Annotated in this window: 23 protein-coding genes and 1 pseudogene; 15 read left to right on the top strand and 9 right to left on the bottom strand. The window is 67.7% G+C overall.

Annotation, left to right across the window (positions count from 1 at the left end; all coding sequences use genetic code 11):
* The first annotated feature begins 19 nt into the window (after window positions 1-19).
* On the top strand, window positions 20-484 hold the full coding sequence (locus VF522_RS11615; protein ID WP_330908421.1) for an EVE domain-containing protein: 465 nt from the start codon (window positions 20-22) through the stop codon (window positions 482-484).
* A complete protein-coding gene (locus VF522_RS11610) occupies window positions 474-1,253 on the top strand; it encodes a TSUP family transporter (protein WP_330908420.1) in 780 nt (259 codons plus the stop codon). The genes VF522_RS11615 and VF522_RS11610 overlap by 11 nt, the downstream gene beginning before the upstream one ends.
* 109 nt (window positions 1,254-1,362) lie before the next feature.
* Here the strand turns inward: VF522_RS11610 and clpA are convergent, their stop codons facing one another.
* Window positions 1,363-3,708 carry an ATP-dependent Clp protease ATP-binding subunit ClpA gene (gene clpA / locus VF522_RS11605; protein ID WP_330908419.1) on the bottom strand — a complete coding sequence of 782 codons (2,346 nt, stop codon included), beginning with the start codon at window positions 3,706-3,708 and terminating at the stop codon, window positions 1,363-1,365.
* 53 nt (window positions 3,709-3,761) lie between these two features.
* On the bottom strand, window positions 3,762-4,130 hold the full coding sequence (gene clpS, locus VF522_RS11600; protein WP_330908418.1) for an ATP-dependent Clp protease adapter ClpS: 369 nt from the start codon (window positions 4,128-4,130) through the stop codon (window positions 3,762-3,764).
* A 233-nt stretch (window positions 4,131-4,363) separates the two neighbouring features.
* On the opposite strand from clpS, the pseudogene VF522_RS11595 reads away from it, so the two are divergent.
* Window positions 4,364-4,561 (top strand): annotated as a pseudogene (locus VF522_RS11595) (cold-shock protein); the annotation flags it as partial.
* Between the two features lie 198 nt (window positions 4,562-4,759).
* Here VF522_RS11595 and VF522_RS24535 read toward each other — a convergent pair.
* The 3 genes from VF522_RS24535 to icd form a co-directional block, all read right to left on the bottom strand.
* The gene (locus VF522_RS24535; RefSeq protein ID WP_414709504.1) at window positions 4,760-5,473 is read right to left on the bottom strand and encodes a glycine zipper 2TM domain-containing protein; all 714 of its coding nucleotides are present in this window, start codon (window positions 5,471-5,473) and stop codon (window positions 4,760-4,762) included.
* Between the two features lie 181 nt (window positions 5,474-5,654).
* A complete protein-coding gene (locus VF522_RS11580) occupies window positions 5,655-7,892 on the bottom strand; it encodes an NADP-dependent isocitrate dehydrogenase (RefSeq protein ID WP_330908417.1) in 2,238 nt (745 codons plus the stop codon).
* A gap of 147 nt (window positions 7,893-8,039) precedes the next feature.
* Window positions 8,040-9,296, bottom strand: coding sequence for an NADP-dependent isocitrate dehydrogenase (gene icd, locus VF522_RS11575; protein WP_330908416.1), 1,257 nt, complete (start codon window positions 9,294-9,296; stop codon window positions 8,040-8,042).
* 200 nt (window positions 9,297-9,496) lie between these two features.
* Here icd and VF522_RS11570 point away from each other — a divergent pair, with 200 nt between their 5' ends.
* The 3 genes from VF522_RS11570 (at window position 9,497) to VF522_RS11560 (ending at window position 10,772) form a co-directional block, all read left to right on the top strand.
* The gene (locus VF522_RS11570; protein WP_330908415.1) at window positions 9,497-9,805 is read left to right on the top strand and encodes a hypothetical protein; all 309 of its coding nucleotides are present in this window, start codon (window positions 9,497-9,499) and stop codon (window positions 9,803-9,805) included.
* A 189-nt stretch (window positions 9,806-9,994) separates the two neighbouring features.
* Window positions 9,995-10,249: a hypothetical protein gene (locus tag VF522_RS11565; protein WP_330908414.1), complete on the top strand. Its 255-nt coding sequence runs from the start codon at window positions 9,995-9,997 to the stop codon at window positions 10,247-10,249.
* Window positions 10,250-10,322: 73 nt separating this feature from the next.
* Window positions 10,323-10,772 (top strand): DUF192 domain-containing protein, encoded by a 450-nt coding sequence (locus VF522_RS11560; protein ID WP_414709503.1) that lies wholly within the window; start codon window positions 10,323-10,325, stop codon window positions 10,770-10,772.
* Between the two features lie 111 nt (window positions 10,773-10,883).
* Here the strand turns inward: VF522_RS11560 and VF522_RS11555 are convergent, their stop codons facing one another.
* Both VF522_RS11555 and xseA read right to left on the bottom strand, forming a co-directional pair.
* Window positions 10,884-11,465, bottom strand: a complete 582-nt coding sequence (locus tag VF522_RS11555) for a superoxide dismutase (RefSeq protein ID WP_330908413.1) — start codon at window positions 11,463-11,465, stop codon at window positions 10,884-10,886.
* A 45-nt stretch (window positions 11,466-11,510) separates the two neighbouring features.
* Window positions 11,511-12,713: an exodeoxyribonuclease VII large subunit gene (gene xseA / locus VF522_RS11550; protein ID WP_414709506.1), complete on the bottom strand. Its 1,203-nt coding sequence runs from the start codon at window positions 12,711-12,713 to the stop codon at window positions 11,511-11,513.
* A 478-nt stretch (window positions 12,714-13,191) separates the two neighbouring features.
* Here xseA and VF522_RS11545 point away from each other — a divergent pair, with 478 nt between their 5' ends.
* The 6 genes from VF522_RS11545 to adk all read left to right on the top strand — a co-directional run bounded on the left by VF522_RS11545 (window position 13,192) and on the right by adk (window position 17,057).
* Entirely contained in the window at window positions 13,192-13,824 is a 633-nt protein-coding gene (locus VF522_RS11545) for a MotA/TolQ/ExbB proton channel family protein (protein ID WP_330908411.1), read from the top strand.
* Window positions 13,825-13,906: 82 nt separating this feature from the next.
* Window positions 13,907-14,335 (top strand): biopolymer transporter ExbD, encoded by a 429-nt coding sequence (locus VF522_RS11540; protein WP_330908410.1) that lies wholly within the window; start codon window positions 13,907-13,909, stop codon window positions 14,333-14,335.
* 3 nt (window positions 14,336-14,338) lie between these two features.
* Window positions 14,339-15,328: a tetraacyldisaccharide 4'-kinase gene (lpxK, locus tag VF522_RS11535; protein ID WP_330908409.1), complete on the top strand. Its 990-nt coding sequence runs from the start codon at window positions 14,339-14,341 to the stop codon at window positions 15,326-15,328.
* Window positions 15,309-15,515: a Trm112 family protein gene (locus VF522_RS11530; protein WP_330908408.1), complete on the top strand. Its 207-nt coding sequence runs from the start codon at window positions 15,309-15,311 to the stop codon at window positions 15,513-15,515. Before lpxK ends, VF522_RS11530 begins: the two co-directional genes overlap by 20 nt.
* Before the next feature lie 7 nt (window positions 15,516-15,522).
* Window positions 15,523-16,287: a 3-deoxy-manno-octulosonate cytidylyltransferase gene (gene kdsB, locus VF522_RS11525; RefSeq protein ID WP_330908407.1), complete on the top strand. Its 765-nt coding sequence runs from the start codon at window positions 15,523-15,525 to the stop codon at window positions 16,285-16,287.
* 104 nt (window positions 16,288-16,391) lie between these two features.
* Window positions 16,392-17,057, top strand: coding sequence for an adenylate kinase (adk, locus tag VF522_RS11520; RefSeq protein ID WP_330908406.1), 666 nt, complete (start codon window positions 16,392-16,394; stop codon window positions 17,055-17,057).
* Window positions 17,058-17,100: 43 nt separating this feature from the next.
* Here the strand turns inward: adk and VF522_RS11515 are convergent, their stop codons facing one another.
* A complete protein-coding gene (locus tag VF522_RS11515; protein ID WP_330908405.1) occupies window positions 17,101-18,036 on the bottom strand; it encodes an asparaginase in 936 nt (311 codons plus the stop codon).
* 81 nt (window positions 18,037-18,117) lie between these two features.
* Here VF522_RS11515 and lexA point away from each other — a divergent pair, with 81 nt between their 5' ends.
* Both lexA and VF522_RS11505 read left to right on the top strand, forming a co-directional pair.
* Window positions 18,118-18,792 carry a transcriptional repressor LexA gene (lexA, locus tag VF522_RS11510; RefSeq protein ID WP_330908404.1) on the top strand — a complete coding sequence of 225 codons (675 nt, stop codon included), beginning with the start codon at window positions 18,118-18,120 and terminating at the stop codon, window positions 18,790-18,792.
* A gap of 110 nt (window positions 18,793-18,902) precedes the next feature.
* Window positions 18,903-19,205, top strand: a complete 303-nt coding sequence (locus tag VF522_RS11505) for a hypothetical protein (RefSeq protein WP_330908403.1) — start codon at window positions 18,903-18,905, stop codon at window positions 19,203-19,205.
* Window positions 19,206-19,308: 103 nt separating this feature from the next.
* Here VF522_RS11505 and VF522_RS11500 read toward each other — a convergent pair whose 3' ends face one another.
* A complete protein-coding gene (locus VF522_RS11500; RefSeq protein WP_330908402.1) occupies window positions 19,309-19,824 on the bottom strand; it encodes a DUF1993 domain-containing protein in 516 nt (171 codons plus the stop codon).
* Window positions 19,825-19,914: 90 nt separating this feature from the next.
* Between VF522_RS11500 and VF522_RS11495 the strand changes: the two genes are divergently transcribed.
* Window positions 19,915-20,922, top strand: a complete 1,008-nt coding sequence (locus VF522_RS11495) for a D-2-hydroxyacid dehydrogenase family protein (RefSeq protein WP_330908401.1) — start codon at window positions 19,915-19,917, stop codon at window positions 20,920-20,922.
* The last annotated feature ends 7 nt before the right edge of the window (window positions 20,923-20,929 follow it).

The raw sequence follows: 20,929 nt of genomic DNA, 5'->3' as shown, positions 1-20,929 counted from the left end.
GATCGGCGATCATCCACCCATGAACTACTGGCTGATGAAGTCCGAACCCGAAGAGGTGTCGGTGGACGACGCTCTGGCCGCGCCGAAATCGACGGTGCCCTGGACCGGCGTGCGCAACTACCAGGCGCGCAACTTCATGCGCGACCAGATGCGCGTGGGCGACGGCGTGCTGTTCTATCACTCGAGCTGCGCCGAGCCGGGCATCGTGGGCGTGGCCCGCGTGGCGTCGACGCCCTATCCGGATCCGACGCAGTTCGAAAAGAAGTCGCCTTACTACGACGCCGCGTCGAAGCCCGAGTCGCCGCGCTGGCTGCTGGTGGACGTGCAGGTGGAGAAGAAGACGCGCAACCTCACGCTACCCGAGCTGCGCGCCGATCCCGAGCTCGAGGACCTCGTCGTGCTGCGCAAGGGCAACCGGCTGTCGATCACGCCGGTGGAGCCCAGGCACTGGAAGCGGATCCTGAAGCTGCTCGATGCCGGTTGAGGGCCTGACGGCCTGGCAGGCCGCGGGCTTCCTGGTGTGCGTGGCGATCGCCACCGCGGCCCAGAGCATCACGGGCTTCGCACTGGCGCTGATCCTGCTGGGACTCACGGGCCTGTTCGAACTCGCGCCGCTGCCGGACGTGGCGAACGTCGCCACCGTGCTGTCGCTGGCCAGTGCCGCGGTGGCGCTGCGGGCGGGTGCGGTGCGTTCGCTGGACAGGAAGATGGTGCAGGCCACGGTGAGCGGCAGCGTGTTCGGGGTCGGTTCCGGCGTGATCCTGCTGGCGTGGTTGAGCGCGAACGTGCTGATGGTGCTGCGGCTGCTGCTGGGGATCGTGATCGTCGCCTGCGCGGTGATCGTGCTGGTGCGGACGAAGCCGCTTGCGCAGCGCTCGTCGAATGCGAGCTTCCACGGCTTCGGGTTCCTTTCGGGTTTGCTCGGGGGACTGTTCTCCGCGTCGGGACCGCCGCTCGTGTACCAGTTCTACCGGCAGCCGCTGTCGATCGAGCAGGTGCGCGACACGCTGGTGGCGACGCTCGCGGCGGGGTCGCTGATCCGGCTGGCGATGGTCGTGCCGAGCGGCCAGTTCAGCGTACGCGCGCTGGGGCTGGCGGTGGCCGCGGTGCCGCTCGCGATCGGCGTGACGTGGTGGATGAAGAGGCACCCACCGGCGTGGGACCGCAAGGCGGTGCTGAAGATCGTTTGCGTGCTGCTGGTGATCACGGGGGTCGGCCTGGTCGGGCCGGCGGTTCACTCCCTCTTCCCGTAGATCGTCATTCCCGCGCAGGCGGGAATCCAGGGCGCCCTGGATCCCCGCCTGCGCGGGGATGACAAAAGAAAAAGCCGCCCGAAGGCGGCTTTTTCGCAGCGGGCGGCGTTTACTGCCCGTCGGTCGAGATCTCTTCCGGCTCCGCCTTGGACCGGCCTTCCTTCTTGGGCAGCGGCTGGATGTCCAGTTGCACGTCGGCCTTTTCCTCGCCCTTGTCGTCCTTCGTCAGCGCGATGTCCACCGTGAGGCGGCCACCTTCGGTGAGACGGCCGAACAGCAGTTCGTCGGCCAGCGCACGACGGATCGTGTCCTGGATCAGGCGCTGCATCGGGCGGGCGCCCATCAGCGGGTCGAAGCCCTTCTTCGCCAGGTACTTGCGCAGGCTGTCGGTGAACGTGACCTCCACGCGCTTTTCCGACAGCTGCTGCTCCAGCTGGAGCAGGAACTTGTCGACCACGCGCAGGATGATCTGCTCGTCGAGCGCCTTGAAGCTGACGATGGCGTCCAGGCGGTTGCGGAACTCCGGCGTGAACAGGCGCTTGATGTCGGCCATCTCGTCGCCCGCTTCGCGGGCGTTCGTGAAGCCGATCGTGGACTTGTTCAGGCTCTCGGCGCCCGCGTTCGTGGTCATGATGATGATCACGTTGCGGAAGTCCGCCTTGCGCCCGTTGTTGTCCGTCAGCGTGCCGTGGTCCATCACCTGCAGCAGCACGTTGAAGATGTCCGGGTGCGCCTTCTCGATCTCGTCGAGCAGCAGCACGGCGTGCGGCTTCTTCGTGATGGCCTCGGTCAGCAGGCCGCCCTGGTCGAAGCCCACGTAGCCGGGAGGCGCGCCGATCAGGCGCGACACCGCGTGACGCTCCATGTACTCCGACATGTCGAAGCGGATCAGGTCGATGCCCATGATGTAGGCCAGCTGCTTCGCCGCTTCCGTCTTGCCGACGCCCGTGGGGCCGGAGAACAGGAAGGCGCCGATCGGCTTGTCGGCCTTGCCCAGGCCCGAGCGCGCCATCTTCACGGAGGCAGACAGCACCTCGAGGGCCTTGTCCTGGCCGAACACGACGCTCTTGAGGTCGCGCTCCAGGGTCTGCAGCTTGCCGCGGTCGTCGTTCGACACGGACGCAGGCGGAATGCGGGCGATCTTCGCCACGATCTCCTCGACTTCCGCCTTGGAGATGGTCTTCTTGCGCTTGTTCACCGGCAGGATGCGCTGGGCGGCGCCGGCCTCGTCGATCACGTCGATGGCCTTGTCCGGGAGGTGGCGGTCGTTGATGTACTTGGCGCTCAGTTCCGCGGCGGCCTGCAGGGCGGCGGCGGCGTACTTCACGCTGTGGTGCTCCTCGAAGCGGCTCTTGAGCCCCTTGAGGATCTCCACCGTCTGCTCCACGCTCGGCTCGACCACGTCGACCTTCTGGAAGCGGCGGGACAGCGCGGCGTCCTTCTCGAAGATGCCGCGGTACTCGGTGAACGTGGTCGCGCCGATGCACTTCAGCGCGCCGCTCGAGAGCGCCGGCTTCAGCAGGTTGGACGCGTCCAGCGTGCCGCCCGACGCCGCGCCGGCGCCGATCAGGGTGTGGATCTCGTCGATGAAGAGGATCGCGTTGGGCTTGTCCTTCAGCGAACGCAGCACGCCCTTGAGGCGCTGCTCGAAGTCGCCGCGGTACTTGGTGCCCGCCAGCAGCGCGCCCATGTCGAGGGAGTACACGTTGGATTCCGCGAGGATCTCCGGCACTTCCTTCTGCACGATGCGCCACGCGAGGCCTTCGGCGATGGCGGTCTTGCCCACGCCGGCCTCGCCCACCAGCAGCGGGTTGTTCTTGCGGCGGCGGCACAGGATCTGGATCACGCGCTCGACCTCGTACTCGCGGCCGATCAGCGGATCGATCTTGCCGTCCTTGGCGGCCTGGTTCAGGTTGAGCGTGAACTGCTCGAGCGGCGAAGCCTTCTCGTTCTTCTCGCCGCCTTCCTCGCCCTCGCCGCCGCTGTTCTCGCCGCTCTTGGCGGGTTCCGGCGGGTCGCTCTTCTTGATGCCGTGGGCGATGTAGTTCACGACGTCCAGGCGCGTCACGCCCTGCTGGTGCAGGTAGTACACGGCGTGCGAGTCCTTCTCGCCGAAGATCGCCACCAGCACGTTGGCGCCGGTCACTTCCTTCTTGCCGTTGCCCGTGGACTGCACGTGCATGATCGCGCGCTGGATCACGCGCTGGAATCCGAGCGTCGGCTGCGTGTCGACGTCGTCGGTGCCGGCAACCTGGGGCGTGTTGTCCTTGATGAAGTTGGACAGCGACTTGCGCAGGTCGTCGATGTTCGCGCTGCATGCGCGCAGCACTTCGGCCGCGCTGGGATTGTCCAGCAGGGCCAGCAACAGGTGCTCCACGGTGATGAACTCGTGGCGCTGCTGACGCGCTTCCACGAAGGCCATGTGGAGGCTGACTTCCAATTCCTGGGCAATCATGAAAATTCCTTCTGCCTGTCGTTCAAAACGTTCTTGTTCCTCTGAGTCCCGGCTCACTCCACCGGTTCACTCAAACACTGCAGGGGGTGCCCCGCCTGGCGGGCCGCCTCCTGCACCTGCTGGACCTTGGTCGCCGCGACGTCACGGGAATAGACGCCGCAGATCCCCTTTCCGTCCAGATGGATCCTGAGCATGATCTGTGTTGCCGTCTCTCTGTCCTTGCCGAAAAACTCCTGGATCACCACCACTACGAATTCCATGGGCGTGTAGTCGTCGTTCAGCATGACGACCTGGTACATCTGCGGGGGTTTGGTCTTCTGGGTTTTCCGCTCCGCCACCACCGAGCCGCCATCATCATCCGACGGCCGGATGACGGGACCGGCCGGAGGAGGAAGAGGTGTCTGACTGGCCATGAAAATCATTCTATGCGGCGGGAATCGCACCCGCCGACCCAAGGTGAATTGGTGACGGTCCCGTCACATTCAAGCGACATGGGGCAAGGACGGTTCATTCTTGGGGGGCCTCCACCGTCCGGCCGAGCAGAAAGCCTGCGGCGGCGCGCAGTTGCGGCGCAATAAGTGAAAATATTGACAGCTGAGCGCGCTTCAAGGACACTCGCACGCCTCTGACGGAACAAAAATAGGGGCGCGCGATCATGGCGACCGGCACAGTGAAGTGGTTCAACGACGCCAAGGGCTTCGGTTTCATCGAGCCTGACGGCGGCGGCTCGGACGTGTTCGCCCATTTCTCGGCGATCACGATGGAAGGCTTCAAGACGCTGAAGCAGGGGTCGCGCGTCAGCTTCGACATCCAGGAAGGGCCCAAGGGCCAGCTCGCCCAGAACATCCAGGCGCAGCCCGGCCCGATCCAGACGCAGCCCGCCGCTCCCGCGGCCGAACGCCCCCCGCGCCAGCCCAAGGTGCGCGCGCCGCAGTTCCACGCGAGCGGCAACCACGGCAACGACCACATCCAGAAATGATTTGACCGTCATCCCCGCGCAGGGGACCCAGGAAAGCAAAAGCCGCCCTCGGGCGGCTTTCTTGCACCTGGCTTACGCAGCCACCCAGACCCCGTCTCCGCGCCGGCACGCCGTGGCGTTGCTGCGCTGGACACCGTAGGGCCCGCGCACTTCCACCGTGTACGGGCGGCAGTAGGTGCCCTGGCGCATCACGGCGCGGGCGGGCACCACGACATAGGTCGAGGGGCCTTCCACCCATTGCACGCGATGGTTCACGGGGGCCACTTCCAGCACCTGGCCCACGCAGGCCTGGTTGCCGGCGTCCATCTTGCGGCCGACGTCGCCGCCCACCAGCACGCCGGCGATCGCGCCGCCGATGGTGGCCACGGTGCGGCCGTTGCCCTTGCCGATCTGGCTGCCCAGCGCGCCGCCGACGACGCCCCCGAGCACCTGGCCCACGGTCTCGCTATGGCAGTAGGTCGCGCCGCTCACCACGCGCTGCGGCGGCTGGTACTGCGGCACGTATGCCACCTCGTTCTGCTGGCGGTGCATCCACGGCGGGTACACGTACACCACCTGCGGTTGCGGCTGCACCACCACCACGCGCTCGGGCGCCTTGCACTTGCGCTTTTCCTCGTACTCGCCGTGCTTCCACTTGCGTTCCACCTTGCAGTTGCCGTCCCAGTACTCTTCCTTGTGCTTGTTCTTGTGCTTGCCGTGGCCATGGTGGTCATCGTCGTCGTCGCGGTCGGCCCAGGCCGGCCCGGCGAGCACGGCGACGGCGGCCAGGAGGATCAAGCTGCGCATGCGTTCCCAACTTTCTGAAGTCATTTCAGTGCAACGGTAGCTCCGCCGGCCGCATTGACGCGCAGCTGCAACCAAATGCACGCCCGGCGGCCGTGCAGGAACGCACAGGCGGCAGTGCGCACGTTGTACGCGAGCAAAAGAAAACCGCCCGAAGGCGGTTTTCCGAAGTGTCTCGCGGCGGTCAGGCCTGCGCGGACTCCAGCGCCGCATTGAACGTGGCGCTCGGACGCATGATCGAGGCGACCTTCTTGCGGTCCGGGAAGTAGTAGCCGCCGATGTCCACGGCCTTGCCCTGCACCGCATTGAGTTCGTCGACGATCTTCTTCTCGTTCTCGGCGAGCGCCTTGGCCAGCGGTGCGAAGCGTTTCGCCAGTTCGGCGTCGTCCTTCTGCTCCGCCAGCGCCTGCGCCCAGTACAGCGTCAGGTAGAACTGGCTGCCGCGGTTATCGAGCTGGCCGGTCTTGGGCGAAGGGCTCTTGTTGTTGTCCAGGAGCTTGCCGGTGGCGGCGTCGAGCGCGTCGGCCACGATCTTCGCCTTCTTGTTGCCGGTCTTGAGGCCCTCGTCTTCGAGGCTGACCGCCAGAGCGAGGAACTCGCCCAGCGAATCCCAGCGCAGGTGGTTCTCCTCCACCAGCTGCTGCACGTGCTTCGGCGCCGAGCCGCCCGCGCCGGTCTCGTACATGCCGCCGCCCGCCATCAGCGGGACGATCGACAGCATCTTGGCGCTGGTGCCCAGCTCCATGATCGGGAACAGGTCGGTCAGATAGTCGCGCAGGATGTTGCCGGTGACGCTGATGGTGTCCTTGCCGCGCATCACGCGTTCCAGCGTGAAGCGCATGGCGCGCGTCTGGCTCATGACCTGGATGTCGAGGCCCGAGGTGTCGTGCTCCTTGAGGTACTTCGCGACCTTCTTGCGCAGCTCCGACTCGTGCGGGCGATAGTTGTCCAGCCAGAACACCGCGGTCATGCCGGAGTTGCGGGCCCGCGTGACGGCCAGCTTCACCCAGTCGCGGATCGCGGCGTCCTTCACCTGGCACATGCGCCAGATGTCGCCCTGCTCCACGTCCTGCGTGAGCAGCACTTCGCCGGTGGCGAGGTCGGTGATGTTGGCGACGCCGTCCTCGGCGATCTCGAAGGTCTTGTCGTGCGAGCCGTATTCCTCGGCCTGCTGCGCCATCAGGCCCACGTTGGGCACCGTGCCCATGGTCTTGGGGTCGAAGGCGCCGTGCCACTTGCAGAAGTTGATGATCTCCTGGTAGATGCGGGCGAAGGTCGACTCGGGGATCACGGCCTTGGCTTCCTGCAGGCGGCCGTCGGCGCCGTACATCTTGCCGCCCTGGCGGATCATGGCGGGCATCGAAGCGTCCACGATCACGTCGTTCGGCGAATGGAAGTTGGTGATGCCGCGGGCGGAATCGACCATCGCCAGCGCCGGGCGGTTCTCCAGGCACTTGTGCAGGTCCAGCTTGATCTCGTCCTGCTTGGATTCGGGCAGCGTGGCGATCTTCTCGTACAGGTTCGCCATGCCGTTGTTCACGTTCACGCCGATCTCGTCGAACAGCTTGCCGTGCTTGGCGAAGGCGTCCTTGTAGAAGGTGCGCACGCAGTGGCCGAACACGATCGGGTGCGACACCTTCATCATGGTGGCCTTCACGTGCAGCGAGAACATCACGCCGGTGTTCTTGGCGTCCTGGATCTGCTTCTCGTAGAAGGCGAGCAGCGCCTTCTTGCTCATGAACATCGAGTCGATGATCTCGCCTTCGAGCAGCGGGACCTTGGCCTTGAGCACCACGGTCTTGCCCGACTTGGTGATCAGCTCCATCTTGACGTCGCGCGCCTTGTCCAGCGTCAGCGACTTCTCGCTGGCGTAGAAGTCGCCGCCGACCATGTGCGACACGTGCGTGCGCGAAGCGGGGCTCCACTCGGCCATGCTGTGCGGGTTCTTGCGGGCGAATTCCTTGACCGCCTTCGGGGCGCGGCGGTCGGAGTTGCCTTCGCGCAGGACCGGGTTCACCGCGGAACCGAGCACCCTGGCGTAGCGCTGGCGGATCGCCTTTTCCTCGTCGTTCTTCGGGCTCTCCGGATACTCGGGAACCATGTAGCCGCGCGAGCGCAGCTCGCGGATCGCGGCCACCAGCTGGTTCTGCGAGGCGCTGATGTTGGGCAGCTTGATGATGTTGGCATCGGGCTGCAGCGTCTTCTTGCCCAGTTCGGCCAGGGTGTTGGGCACCTTCTGGTCGTCCTTCAGGAACTCGGAGAACTCGCCCAGCACGCGGTTGGCCACGGAGATGTCGCTCTCGACGACGTCGATCCCCGCGGCGGCGGCGAAGGTGCGGACGATGGGCAGGAACGAATGCGTCGCCAGGTACGGCGCTTCGTCGGTGAGCGTGTAGATGATCTTCGAACGGTCGGCAGCCAAGGGGTGTTCTCTCAGGAAAGGGGTTGAGTCGGCGATCGCCACGATGCGACGGCCTATTTTACGGTGTGCAACGCGGCAAGGAAAAAGCCGCCCGGAGGCGGCTCTTCTGGAAGCTCCGGGTCCCCGCCTCCGCGGGGATGACGGGTCTTACATCTGCTCGATCATCACCTGGCCGAAGCCGGAACACGACACCTGGGTCGCGCCCTCCATCAGGCGCGCGAAGTCGTAGGTGACCTTCTTCGACAGGATCGCTTTCTCCAGCGACCTGATGATCAGGTCGGCGGCCTGGGTCCAGCCCATGTGGCGGAGCATCATCTCCGCCGAAAGGATTTCGGAACCCGGGTTCACGTAGTCCTTGCCGGCGTACTTCGGCGCGGTGCCGTGGGTGGCTTCGAACATCGCGACCGTGTCGCTCATGTTCGCGCCGGGGGCGATGCCGATGCCGCCGACCTGCGCTGCGAGCGCGTCGGAGATGTAGTCGCCGTTCAGGTTCAGCGTGGCCACCACGCTGTACTCCGCCGGGCGCAGCAGGATCTGCTGCAGGAAGGCGTCGGCGATCGCGTCCTTGACCACGATGTCCCGGCCGGTGCGCGGATTCCTGAACTTCATCCAGGGACCGCCGTCGATCGCCACCGCGCCGAACTCCCGCTGGGCCAGGGCGTAGCCCCAGTCCCGGAAGCCGCCTTCGGTGAACTTCATGATGTTGCCCTTGTGCACCAGCGTCACCGAGGGCTTGTCGTTGTCGATCGCGTACTGGTAGGCCTTGCGCACCAGGCGCTCGGTGCCCTCGACCGACACCGGCTTGATGCCGAGGGCGGAGGTCTCGGGGAAGCGGATCTTCCGGACCCCCATCTCCTTGACCAGGAAGTCGATCACCTTCTTCGACTTGTCGCTCCCGGCTTCGTACTCGATGCCGGCGTAGATGTCTTCCGAGTTCTCGCGGAAGATCACCATGTTCGTCTTCTCGGGTTCCTTCAGCGGCGAAGGCACGCCCTTGAAGTACTGCACCGGGCGCAGGCAGACGTACAGGTCCAGTTCCTGGCGCAGGGCCACGTTCAGCGAGCGGATGCCGCCGCCCACGGGGGTGGTCAGCGGTCCCTTGATGGACACGACGTAATCGCGGGCGGCCTGCAGCGTTTCGTCGGGCAGCCAGACGTCGGGGCCGTACACCCTGGTGGCCTTTTCGCCGGCGTACATCTCCATCCACTGGATCTTCTTCCTGCCGCCGTAGGCCTTCTGCACGGCCGCGTCCACCACCTTCAGCATCACCGGCGTGATGTCCACGCCGGTGCCGTCGCCCTCGATGTACGGGACGATGGGCTGGTCCGGCACGTCCAGCGACATGTCGGCCTTGACGGTGATCTTCTGGCCCTGGGCGGGCACCTGGATGTGCTGGTAAGCCATGGAGGGGAGCGTCTCCGGGAGGGAATCGATTGTGCGTCGCCGGGCGAGGCTCGGGCAAACCCGCGGATTCTAGCGGCCAGCCTGTCGGGCCCCTTGCGCGCGGAACCGCCGTGTCAACCGGCTTCCGCATTGCCGCGTTGCCGGAAGGTCTGACATTCTCGTTAGGCAATTTCCACAAATCGATCTGAAGGAAAAAGCAAATGACCAAGCTCCTCGCCGCCCTCATCGCCGGCCTGTTCTCCGCCGCCGTGTTCGCCCAAGCCACCCCGGCTGCCCCCGCGACCCCCGCCGCGCCGGCCGCCAAGGCCGAAGCCAAGGCTGCCAAGGCTGAAGTGAAGGCCGAGAAGGCCGAGAAGACCGCCGTCAAGGCTGAAGCCAAGGCCGACAAGGCCGAGAAGACCGCCGCCAAGGCCGAGAAGAAGGCCGACAAGAAGGCCGTGGCCAAGAAGGACGCGAAGAAGGCCGAGCCGAAGAAGGAAGAAGCCAAGAAGGAAGAGAAGAAGTCGTAATTCGACGCTTCCCTTCGAGGAAAGGCCCGCTTCGGCGGGCTTTTTCTTTGGCGGTTCCGGTGCCGGGCGGCCCGGGTTAACCCTTTGACCTAGCTCGACCGTCAACCGCCGCCGTCGGGCTGCCGTTACGGGAGTGCCCTCCGGGAGTTCCGGGGGGAACAACCCGGAACTACCTCGAAAGGATCTCCCATGAGCAAGCTCCTCGCCGCCCTCGTCGCCGGCCTGTTCTCCGCCGCCGTGTTCGCCCAGGCCACGCCGGCCGCCCCCGCGACCCCCGCCACGCCGGCTGCGAAGACCGAAGCGAAGGCCGAGAAGAAGGACGCCAAGGCCGACAAGAAGGATGCGAAGGCCACCGCCAAGGGCGACAAGAAGGACCCCAAGGCTGCCAAGAAGTCCACCAAGAAGGACGCCAAGGCCGACAAGAAGGAAGAGAAGAAGTCCTGATCGGACCTTTCCTTCACGAAGATGCCCGCCGCCGGCGGGCATTTTTCATTCCGGCCTTGCCACAATAGCCGTCATGCACAAGTCGTCCGCCCTTGCCCTCGCCCTGGCCTGCTCCATGGCCGCCTGCGCCGCGTTCGCGCAGGAACCCCAGATGAACCTGCCGCGCCTGAGGCTGTCCGCCGGCATGCACCAGATCGACGCCCAGGTCGCCGCCTCGCCGGACCAGCGCATGACCGGCCTGATGCACCGCACCGAGATGCCGCAGCAGGAAGGCATGCTGTTCGTCTTCGAATACCCGGCGCAGCAGTGCTTCTGGATGAAGAACACCTTGCTGCCGCTGTCGGTGGCTTTCATCGAGGAGGACGGCACCATCGCCAACATCGACGAGATGAAGGCGCAGACGCTCGATTCGCACTGCTCCGCCAAGCCGGTGCGCTACGTGCTGGAGATGAACCAGGGCTGGTTCGCACGCAAGGGGATCAAGGCGGGACAGAAGATCGCGGGGCTGACGCCGCGGCAGTGAACACCGCCATTCCCGCGAAGGCGGGAATCCAGCGCTTCCAATGACGAAAGGGCCGCGATGCGGCCCTTTCTGCTTCAATGCCCCGGGCCCCCGCCTGCGCGGGGGTGTCGGTCAGGCGAAGTTCTTCGCCACGAAGTCCCAGTTCACCAGCTTGTCGAGGAAGGTCTCGACGAACTTGGGGCGCAGGTTGCGGTAGTCGATGTAGTACGCGTGCTCCCACACGTCCACCGTCAGCAGCGCCTTGTCGGCGGTGGTGAGCGGCGTGCCGGCGGCGCCGGTGTTGACGATGTCGACGCTGCCGTCCGCCTTCTTCACCAGCCAGGTCCAGCCGGAACCGAAGTTGCCGACGGCGGACTTCACGAAGGATTCGCGGAAGGCCTGGTAGCTGCCCCACTTGGAGTTGATCGCCTGGGCCAGCGCGCCGGTGGGCTCGCCGCCGCCACTGGGCTTCATGCAGTTCCAGAAGAAGGTGTGGTTCCACACCTGGGCCGAGTTGTTGTAGATCGCGCCGGAGGATTTCTTGATGATCTCCTCGAGCGGCATGTTCTCGAACTCGGTGCCCTTCTGCAGGTTGTTCAGGTTCACCACATAGGCGTTGTGGTGCTTGCCGTGGTGATACTCCAGGGTCTCGCGCGAATAGTGCGGCGCCAGCGCGTCGATCGGGTACGGCAGGGGGGGCAGGACGTGTTCCATGGCTCTTCTTTCCTCGTGGGGGTTTGGTTTCGAACGGCCCCGATTCTAGGCACGATGCGTGCCGCCGGGCTCGACGCGCAGATCAACCTCGCCATCGGCAAGGGCGGCGCGCACCGGCTGGCCCGCGTGCGCCTGCGACACGCTGGTGATCGCATGGCCCGATCCGGCATCGGTGAGCAGCGCATAGCCACGCTGCAGGACGAGGCGCGGATCGAGCAGTTCCAGGCGCAGGTCGAGACGCTCGCACTGGCGCCCGGCGCGCTCCAGCCGCGTGGTGATGCTGCCGCGCAGGCGATCGCGCGCAACAGCGAGTTCGTCCTGCGAGCGGCGCGTGCGCGTGGCCAGCGCGAAGCGCAGGCGCTGCGCCTGCCGCTCGATGCGCAGGTGCTGCTGGGCCGTGCGCGACGAAGGACGTCCCAGGTGCGCCGCGGCCTGGTCCAGCCGCTGGCTGGCGCGGTCGAGGCGGCGGAACGCGGCTTCCTGCAGCCGGCCGTGCATCAGGCCGAGCGCGGCCAGCCACGTCTCCTGCGGCTGCGCGGCGAGTTCGGCGGCGGCGGTCGGCGTCGGCGCGCGCACGTCGGCGCAGAAGTCCGCGATGGTGAAGTCGGTCTCGTGGCCCACCCCGCTCACCAGCGGCACGGGGCTGCGCACGATGGTCCGCGCGAGCTGTTCGTCGTTGAAGGCCCAGAGGTCCTCGATGGAGCCGCCGCCGCGCACCAGGAGGATGGCGTCGATCGTGCCTTCCTGCGCGAGGCGGTACAGCGACTGCAGCGCAGCGACCAGCTCGCCGGGCGCCTGGGCACCCTGCACCGCGGCCGGAGCGAGCACCACCGGCACGTGCGGCGCGCGCCGGCGCAGGCAGGTGACGACGTCGTGCAGGGCGGCCGCGCCCAGCGAGGTGGCGATGCCGATGCCGCGCGGCAGCAGCGGCAGCTCGCGCTTGCGCCCGGCCTCGAACAGGCCCTCGGCTTCGAGCTTCGCCTTCAGCCGCAGGAACTGTTCGAACAGCGCGCCCTGCCCCGCGCGGCGCATGCTCTCGACCACGAGCTGCAGGTCGCCGCGCTGTTCGTACACGCCCAGGCGGCCGGTGACTTCCACCAGCTCGCCGTCGCGCGGCGCGAAGTCGAGCAGGCTCGCGGAGCGGCGGAACATCGCGCAGCGGATCTGCCCCTGCGCATCCTTCAGGGAGAAGTAGCAGTGCCCACTGGCCGCGCGCGAGAAACCGGTGATCTCGCCGCGCACGGCCACCGGGTTGAAGCGTGCTTCCAGCGCGTCCGCCACGGCACGGCAAAGCGCGCCCACCGCCCAGACGCGGCGCGAAGCGGCGGGAAGGGGAACGCCGTCCGTCAGCAAGGAGACCCTTCCCGAGGGAAAACCCCATGGAAATTCATCCACAGCGCGCAGAAGCCGGGCGAAACCGCGGGCGTCAGCGTGCGAACGCAGATTCCTCCGAGCAAGTGCTTGATTTCAAAAGGGATTTTCCTGCTCATTGGGTCATCGATCTGTCACGGCGAAGCACTGGCGCGGGCTGGAGGGGTGCGTAGGGGGATTTCTCAACAAAGTTATCCACACGAATTGTGAGTGTCGTCCTACGGCCACGGACTGACCGTCCTACGACTGCGGCGCTGCGTCCTACAGCGACAAACACCGCGATAATTCGTCGCAGGCAGGGTGCGAGAAACGTCCCTGCATGCAGTCCCGAGACCCCCCTGCGGAGTACCCCCTTTTGCTTTCGATCATACAAGCCGCAGGCTGGCCGATCTGGCCCCTGGTTGCCTGCTCCATCGTCGCCCTCGCGCTCGTCATCGAACGCTTCCTGAGCCTCAAATCCGCCAGGATCGCCCCGCCGCGCCTGCTGGATGAAGCCCTGTCCGTGTCCCGCGTCTCGGTGCCCGCGCCCGACGTGGTCCGGCAGCTCGAGCAGAACTCGGCGCTCGGCGAGGTGCTGGCCAGCGGCTTTCGCACGCTCAACTCCGATCCCCGCTGCACCGAGGCCGACCTGCGCGCCAACATGGAAAGCTCCGGCCGGGCCGTCGCCCACCGCCTGGAGCGCTACCTGAACGCGCTGGCGACCATCGCGTCCGCCGCGCCGCTCCTGGGCCTGCTCGGCACCGTGATCGGCATGATCGAGATCTTCGGCTCGCAGGCGCCCACCGGCGGCGCGAGCGGCACCAACCCGGCGCAGCTGGCGCACGGCATCTCGGTCGCGCTGTACAACACCGCCTTCGGCCTGATCGTCGCGATCCCGACCCTGATCTTCTGGCGCTACTTCCGCGGCCGCGTCGACGAATACCTGCTCACGCTGGAACTGGCCGCCGACCGCTTCGCCCGCCACCTGAATACGCTCCGCAGAGCATGAGCCCCCACGCTTGCCGCATTCGCTTCGGCGCTGCCCCCCGAGGGGGCCGCGACCTCCTTGGGGCGGCCCGGCGGAGGTCGACATGAACTTCCGACCGCGCGCCAAGGATGAACCGGAGATCAACCTGATCCCCTTCATCGACGTGCTGCTGGTGGTGCTCATCTTCCTGATGCTCACCACCACCTACAGCAAGTTCACCGAGATGCAACTGAAGTTGCCGGTGGCCGACACCGAGGCCGCGCGCGACTACCCGAAGGAAGTCATCGTCGCGGTCTCGGCCGACGGCCGCTACTCGGTGAACAAGCACCCGGTCACCGGCCGCGGCACCGAAGCGCTCTCCGAATCGCTGGTCGATGCCGCCAAGGCCGGCAAGGACTCCGTGATCATCATCAGCGCAGACGCCGCCGCCACCCACCAGTCCGTGATCACGGTGATGGAAGCGGCCCGCCGCGTGGGCCTGACGCAGATCACCTTCGCCACCCAATCCTCGGCACAGGCCGGGGCCAAGTAAGCGGTGCGGCAGGCGCTGCAGCGCGCCTGGCTGCGCCGCGGACCGCTGGCGCGGCTGCTCTACCCCCTTTCCCTGCTCTACGGCGCGCTCGCCGCCGCGCAGCGCCGGTCGGCCCTGCGCGCGCAGGAGCGGCTGCCCGTGCCGGTGGTCGTCGTCGGCAACGTGGTGGCCGGCGGCGCCGGCACGACCCCCGTGGTGATCGCGGTGCTGCAGCACCTGCGGGAGCGCGGACTGCGCGCGGGCGTCGTCTCGCGCGGCTACGGTCGCAGCGGCGGCGACGAGTGCGTCGAAGTGCAGGCGCAGGACGCGCCGGCCCGCGTGGGCGACGAACCGCTCCTGATCAAGCGCAAGGCGGCCGTGCCGGTGTTCGTCGCACGCCAGCGCGCGGAAGCAGGGCGCGCGCTGCTGCGCGCCTATCCGGATACGCAGGTGATCGTCAGCGACGACGGGCTGCAGCACCATGCGCTGGCCCGCGACCTGGAGATCTGCGTCTTCGACGGCCGCGGTGCCGGCAACGGCTGGCTGCTTCCCGCCGGCCCGCTGCGCGAGGCCTGGCCACGCAGCGTGGACCTCGTGCTCACGCACGGCGCCACGCCCGGCATCGAGGGACACGCGATGCAGCGCGGACTCGCGCCGGAAGCGATCCGCGCCGACGGGGCGCGCCGTCCGTTGTCGCAGCTGCGCGGATCACGCCTCATCGCGATGGCAGGCATCGCGAATCCAGACGTCTTCTTCCGCATGCTGCGCGAGGCGGGGCTCGCGCTCGCCGAAACGCGCGCCCTGCCCGATCACCACGATTTCGCGGATGCGCCGGCACTGCCCGCCGACGCCACGCTGGTGTGCACCGAGAAGGACGCCGTGAAGCTGTGGCGCGCGCGGCCCGACGCCTGGGCCGTGCCGCTGCAGGTGGCGATCCCACCTGCATTCTGGGAACGCTTCGACCGGCTGCTCGAGGCGCGGCTATCATCGCCGCATGGATCCCCGCCTGCTTGAGCTGCTCGTATGCCCGGTCACCAAGGGGCCGCTGGACTACGACCGCGAACGCCAGGAGCTGCTTTCGCGCAGCGCCCGCCTGGCCTATCCCATCCGCGACGGCATTCCCGTGCTGCTCGAGGAGGAAGCGCGCACGCTGAGCGACGAGGAACTCGAGCGGCTGCCCCCGCGCACGCCGCTGGCCTGAACCGATCGTGTCCTTCACCGTCCTGATCCCGGCGCGGCTGGCTTCCACGCGCCTGCCCGACAAGCCGCTGGCCGACATCGCCGGCCTGCCCATGGTGGTGCGCGTGGCGCAGCGCGCGGAACAATCCGGCGCCGCGCAGGTGGTCGTGGCCGCCGACAGCGCGTCGATCGCCGACGCCTGCAGCCGCCACGGCGTGCGTGCGGTCCTCACGCGCGCCGACCATCCCTCCGGCAGCGACCGCCTCGCCGAGGCCTGCGAACAGCTCGGCCTCGACGGCGACGACATGGTGGTCAACGTGCAGGGCGACGAGCCGCTGATCGATCCGTCGCTGATCGACGCCGTCGCCACGCTGCTCGCCAAGCGCCCGCAAGCCAGCATGAGCACGGCGGCCCATCCGATCGCCAGCGTCGCCGAGTTCACCAATCCCAACGTGGTGAAGGTGGTGCTGCAGTCCGACGGACTGGCGCTCTACTTCAGCCGGGCTCCGATCCCGTGGTGGCGCGACGGCTTCGCCCAGGGCGTGAACGCTCTGCCGGATCCGGCGCCCCTGCGCCACATCGGCATCTACGGCTACCGCGCCGGCTTCCTGCGCGCCTTCCCGCGCATGCCGCAGGCGCCGGTCGAATCCTGCGAGGCGCTGGAGCAGCTGCGCGCGCTTTGGCACGGCCACCGCATCGCGGTCCACGTGACCGGGCACGCACCCGGCGCGGGAGTGGACACGCCCGAGGATCTCGAGCGCGTTCGCAGGGTTTTCAGCAGGCCCGGCGCGTAAGTTCGCCGCGGGGGGTGCGTGCTATCCTCCGCGCAACAGGCGCGAAGGCGGGCAGACGGCCCCGCCCGCAGCGCCGGGCGATTTCCAGTACATCCGAGGATTCCATGAGACTGATCTTGTTGGGCGCACCGGGCGCCGGCAAAGGCACGCAGGCCACGTTTCTCTGCCAGAAATACGGCATTCCGCAGATCTCCACCGGAGACATGCTGCGCGCGGCCGTGAAGGCAGGCACGCCGCTGGGCCTGGCTGCCAGGAAGGTCATGGATTCGGGCGCGCTCGTCAGCGACGACATCATCATCGGCTTGGTGAAGGAACGCATCGCGCAGCCGGACTGCGCCAAGGGCTTCCTGTTCGACGGCTTCCCGCGCACCATCCCGCAGGCCGAGGCGATGAAGAACGCCGGCGTGAAGATCGACTGCGTGCTGGAGATCGACGTGCCCTTCGACGCGATCGTCGAGCGCATGAGCGGCCGCCGCTCGCACCCGGCCTCGGGCCGCACCTACCACGTCAAGTTCAACCCGCCCAAGTCGGAAGGCAAGGACGACGTCACCGGCGAGCCGCTGATCCAGCGCGACGACGACAAGGAAGAGACCGTGCTGAAGCGCCTGCAGGTCTACGAATCGCAGACCCGTCCGCTGGTGGACTACTACGCGAACTGGGCCAGGGCCGATGCGGCCAACGCGCCGCTGGTGCGCAAGATCGACGGCCTGGGCACGGTCGACGAGATCACCGCCCGCGCCCTGCAGGCACTGGCCGACTGCAGCTGCTGATCGGGCCCGCGCGCCGGGACGCAGCCCGGAGGCCTTGCGGACATCAGGCCATCAGTTCCAGCATCAGCGCGATGCGCGCCTTCACCGGCGACAGGCCGTCGGCCACCGGCAGGGCCGCGCCTTCCTGCGCGATCACGCGTCCCTGCGGACAGCGCGAGCTGCGGCGCACGGCCACCCCCTGCCCTTGCGCATCGACCAGCGCGGCTTCCAGCGCCTGGTGCAGCGTGCCGTTGCCGGTGCCGGCGACGACGAGGCCCGCCACGCCGTCGCGCACCAGCGCCTGCACGATCGCGCCGCCGGCACCCGCGTGGTTCATGACGATTTCCACCCGCGGCCAGTCCGCGGGCGCGCGCAGCGTCTGCAGGTCGCGCAGCGCACCGCCCTGCGGCCAGGCGCGCAGCAGGCGCAGGCGCCCTTCCTCCACGTAGGCGACCGGGCCGGCATCCCCCGAGGAGAAGGCGGCGGCGCGGTACGTGTGGACCTTCTGCACTTCCCGTGCCCCGTGCACCGCGCCGGCGAACGCCACGCACACGCCCTGCGCGAGCGGCGAGGCGGCGACTGCCAGCGCGTCGGCGAGGTTCTGCGGGCCGTCGGCGCCGGCGGAAGTGGCCGGCCGCATGGCCCCGGTCAGCACCACCGGCTTGACCGGCGCCAGCACCGACTGCAGGAAAAAGGCCGTCTCCTCCATCGTGTCGGTGCCGTGCGTGACGACGACGCCGGCCACGTCCCCTTGCGCCAGCCAGTGGGCGCAGCGCGCGGCCAGCGCGCACCACACCCCGAAATCCATGTCCTTGCTGTCGATCTGCGCCACCTGCTCGGCGTGCAGCCCGAATCCCTGCAGGACCGGCAGGCCCTGCAACAGGTCGGCCACGCCCACCTCCGCGGCGCGATAACCGACGTTGTCCTGGGCCGATGCGGCGCGGCCGGCGATGGTGCCGCCGGTGCCCAATACCACGATTGTTCTTTCGCTCACTTGCATTCCCGCCGAAACTGTTCAAAAATACAGATACTGGATATCAACACAGTAATCACGTTTGCCGCCCTGCCCGTGGAGCCCGCGATGACCGAGACGCCCAAGCTGACCGCCCGCCAGCAACAGATTCTGGACCTGATCCAGAGCGCCATCGCGCGCACCGGCGCGCCGCCCACCCGCGCGGAGATCGCGGCGGAGCTCGGCTTCAAGTCGGCAAACGCGGCCGAGGAACACCTGCAGGCGCTCGCGCGCAAGGGTGTCATCGAGCTCGTGAGCGGCACTTCGCGCGGCATCCGGCTGCAGGGCGAGGCGTTGCGATCCATTCACGAATCGCGCGCCAAGGAGTTCCAGCTGCCCCTGCAGGGCCTCGCGCAGCTCGCGCTGCCGCTGGTGGGCCGCGTCGCGGCGGGCTCGCCGATCCTCGCGCAGGAGCACGTCGACCAGACCTATTACGTCGAGAGCGGCCTGTTCCAGCGCCGGCCCGACTACCTGCTCAAGGTGCGCGGCATGTCGATGCGCGACGCCGGCATCATGGACGGCGACCTGCTCGCCGTGCAGGCCACCCGCGAGGCCAAGAACGGCCAGATCATCGTGGCGCGTCTCGGCGAAGACGTCACGGTCAAGCGCTTCCGCCGCAACAAGCACCTCATCGAGCTGCACGCGGAAAACCCCGACTACCCGACCATCGTGGTGGAACCCGGCGAACCCTTCGAGGTGGAAGGCGTGGCCGTCGGCCTGATCCGCAACACGATGCTCATGTAACCCCCGCGCGGCGCCGCAGGTGGCAGGCGTATGGCGAGGGATCGCCATCACCCTGCGGCCGCCGCATTCCCGAGTGAATCCTGCTTGTGCCACCGCAAAGGAGCAGTCACATGGCAACCGCATTCCATCCGCTTCCCAACCTGTTCGACGCCTTCCACGCGCTGCTGGACCGGCTCGCGCCGCGCGCGGCCCCGGCGCACCCGCCGCGCACCCCGGTGCAGCGGCCGGTGTGGAACGGCCCCGTGCGCCAGCCGCCGGCGCGTCCGCAGCCGGCCCGGGCCCTGCGCATCGTGCGCTTGGTGGAGCCGAGCGCCTCGCGCGCGGTCGCCGGCCGCATGGTGATCTCCGGGCGGATGGCGGATGTGTGCGCCGAGCTCGATCGGATGGCGGCGCTGGAGTCCCGGGCGGCCTGAAGCCGAGGGTGGGCAAGCTTCGCTTGCCCACCGTTTGCGCCGATCGGGATGGTGGGCAAGCGAGCTTGCCCACCCTACGTGAAGGGCAAAGGCGGAGGAAACCTCAGCGCTGCCCGCCCACCAGGTAATCCGTCTTGCCCAGGTCCACGCCGTTGTGCCTCAGGATGGCGTAGGCGGTGGTCACGTGGAAGAAGAAGTTGGGCAGCGCCCAGGTCGTGAGATAGGCCTGCGCCGTCATGGTGCGCTTGTTCTCGCGGCCCACCGGGAAGGTGATCTCCTTGTCCTCCGTGCCGTCCAGGGCGCTGGCCGGCACCGTCTCGAGGTAGGCCAGCGTCTTGCGGATGCGCACCTTCAGCTCGTCGAACGTGGTCTCGGTGTCGTCGAACTTCGGCGCCTCCACGCCCGAGATCCGCGCCGCGCACAGCTTGGCCGCGTCGCAGGCGATCAGCACCTGCCGCGTGAAGGGCAGCATGTCGGGAGCCAGCCGGAAGCCCGCCAGCACGGACGGGTCGAACTTGCGGGCCTGCGCGTTGGCCTCGCCCTTCTCCAGGATGTGCGCCAGGTTGCGCAGCATGTGCTGGAACACCGGCACGCTGGCCGCGTACATCGAGATCGCCATCGGAAGTCTCCTTGTTGGAAAGCGCGCATGCTAGCGCCGGAGCGACAACCGTGCCGACGGCGGGCCGGACGCCGAGGCACAATGGAGGGAATGAACATCGTCATTCTCGATGACTACCAGGACGCGGTGCGCAAGCTGCAATGCGCATCGAAGCTGGAGGCGTACCCGGCCAAGGTCTTCACCAACACCGTCAAGGGCATCGGGCAGCTATCGGTGAGGCTGCGCGACGCCGACGTGATCGTGCTGATCCGCGAGCGCACCTCCATCACCCGGCAGCTGGTCGAGAAGCTGCCGCGGCTGAAGCTGATCTCGCAGACCGGCCGGGTCGGGTCGCATGTCGACATCGAGGCCTGTACCGAACGCGGCATCGCGGTGGCCGAGGGCGTGGGTTCGCCCATCGCGCCGGCAGAACTCACCTGGGCGCTGATCATGACGGCCATGCGCCGGCTGCCGCAGTACATCAGCAGCCTGAAGCACGGCGCCTGGCAGCAGGCGGGCATGAAGTCGGCCTCCATGCCGGCCAATTTCGGCATCGGCACGGTGCTGCGCGGCAAGACGCTGGGCATCTGGGGCTACGGCAAGATCGGCCAGCTGGTGGCCGGGTACGGCAAGGCCTTCGGCATGCGCGTGCAGGTCTGGGGCAGCCCGGAGTCGCGCGCCAAGGCGGTGGCCGACGGCCTGCTGGCCGCGCCCAGCCGCGAAGCGCTGTTCGGCGAGAGCGACGTGCTCAGCCTGCACCTGCGCCTGAACGAGGACACCTTCGGCATCGTCAAGCTGGAGGACCTCAATCGCATGAAGCCCACCTCGCTGATGGTCAACACCTCGCGGGCCGAGCTGATCGAGCCGGAAGCGCTGATAGCGGCGCTCAACCGCGGCCGCCCCGGCATGGCCGCGATCGACGTGTTCGAGAGCGAGCCGATCCTGCAGGGCCACGCCCTGCTGCGGCTGGAGAACTGCATCTGCACGCCGCACATCGGCTACGTGGAGCAGGAAAGCTACGAGCTCTACTTCGGCGCCGCGTTCGACAACGTCGTGAACTACATCAAGGGCACGCCGACGAACATCGTCAACCCGGGCGCTCTCCAGGTCCGGCGCTGAGAACGCC

This window comes from Ramlibacter sp. (assembly GCF_036383835.1).
In the GTDB taxonomy this organism is placed as follows: domain Bacteria; phylum Pseudomonadota; class Gammaproteobacteria; order Burkholderiales; family Burkholderiaceae_C; genus Ramlibacter.
This window is presented reverse-complemented; position numbering and strand designations above follow the sequence as displayed.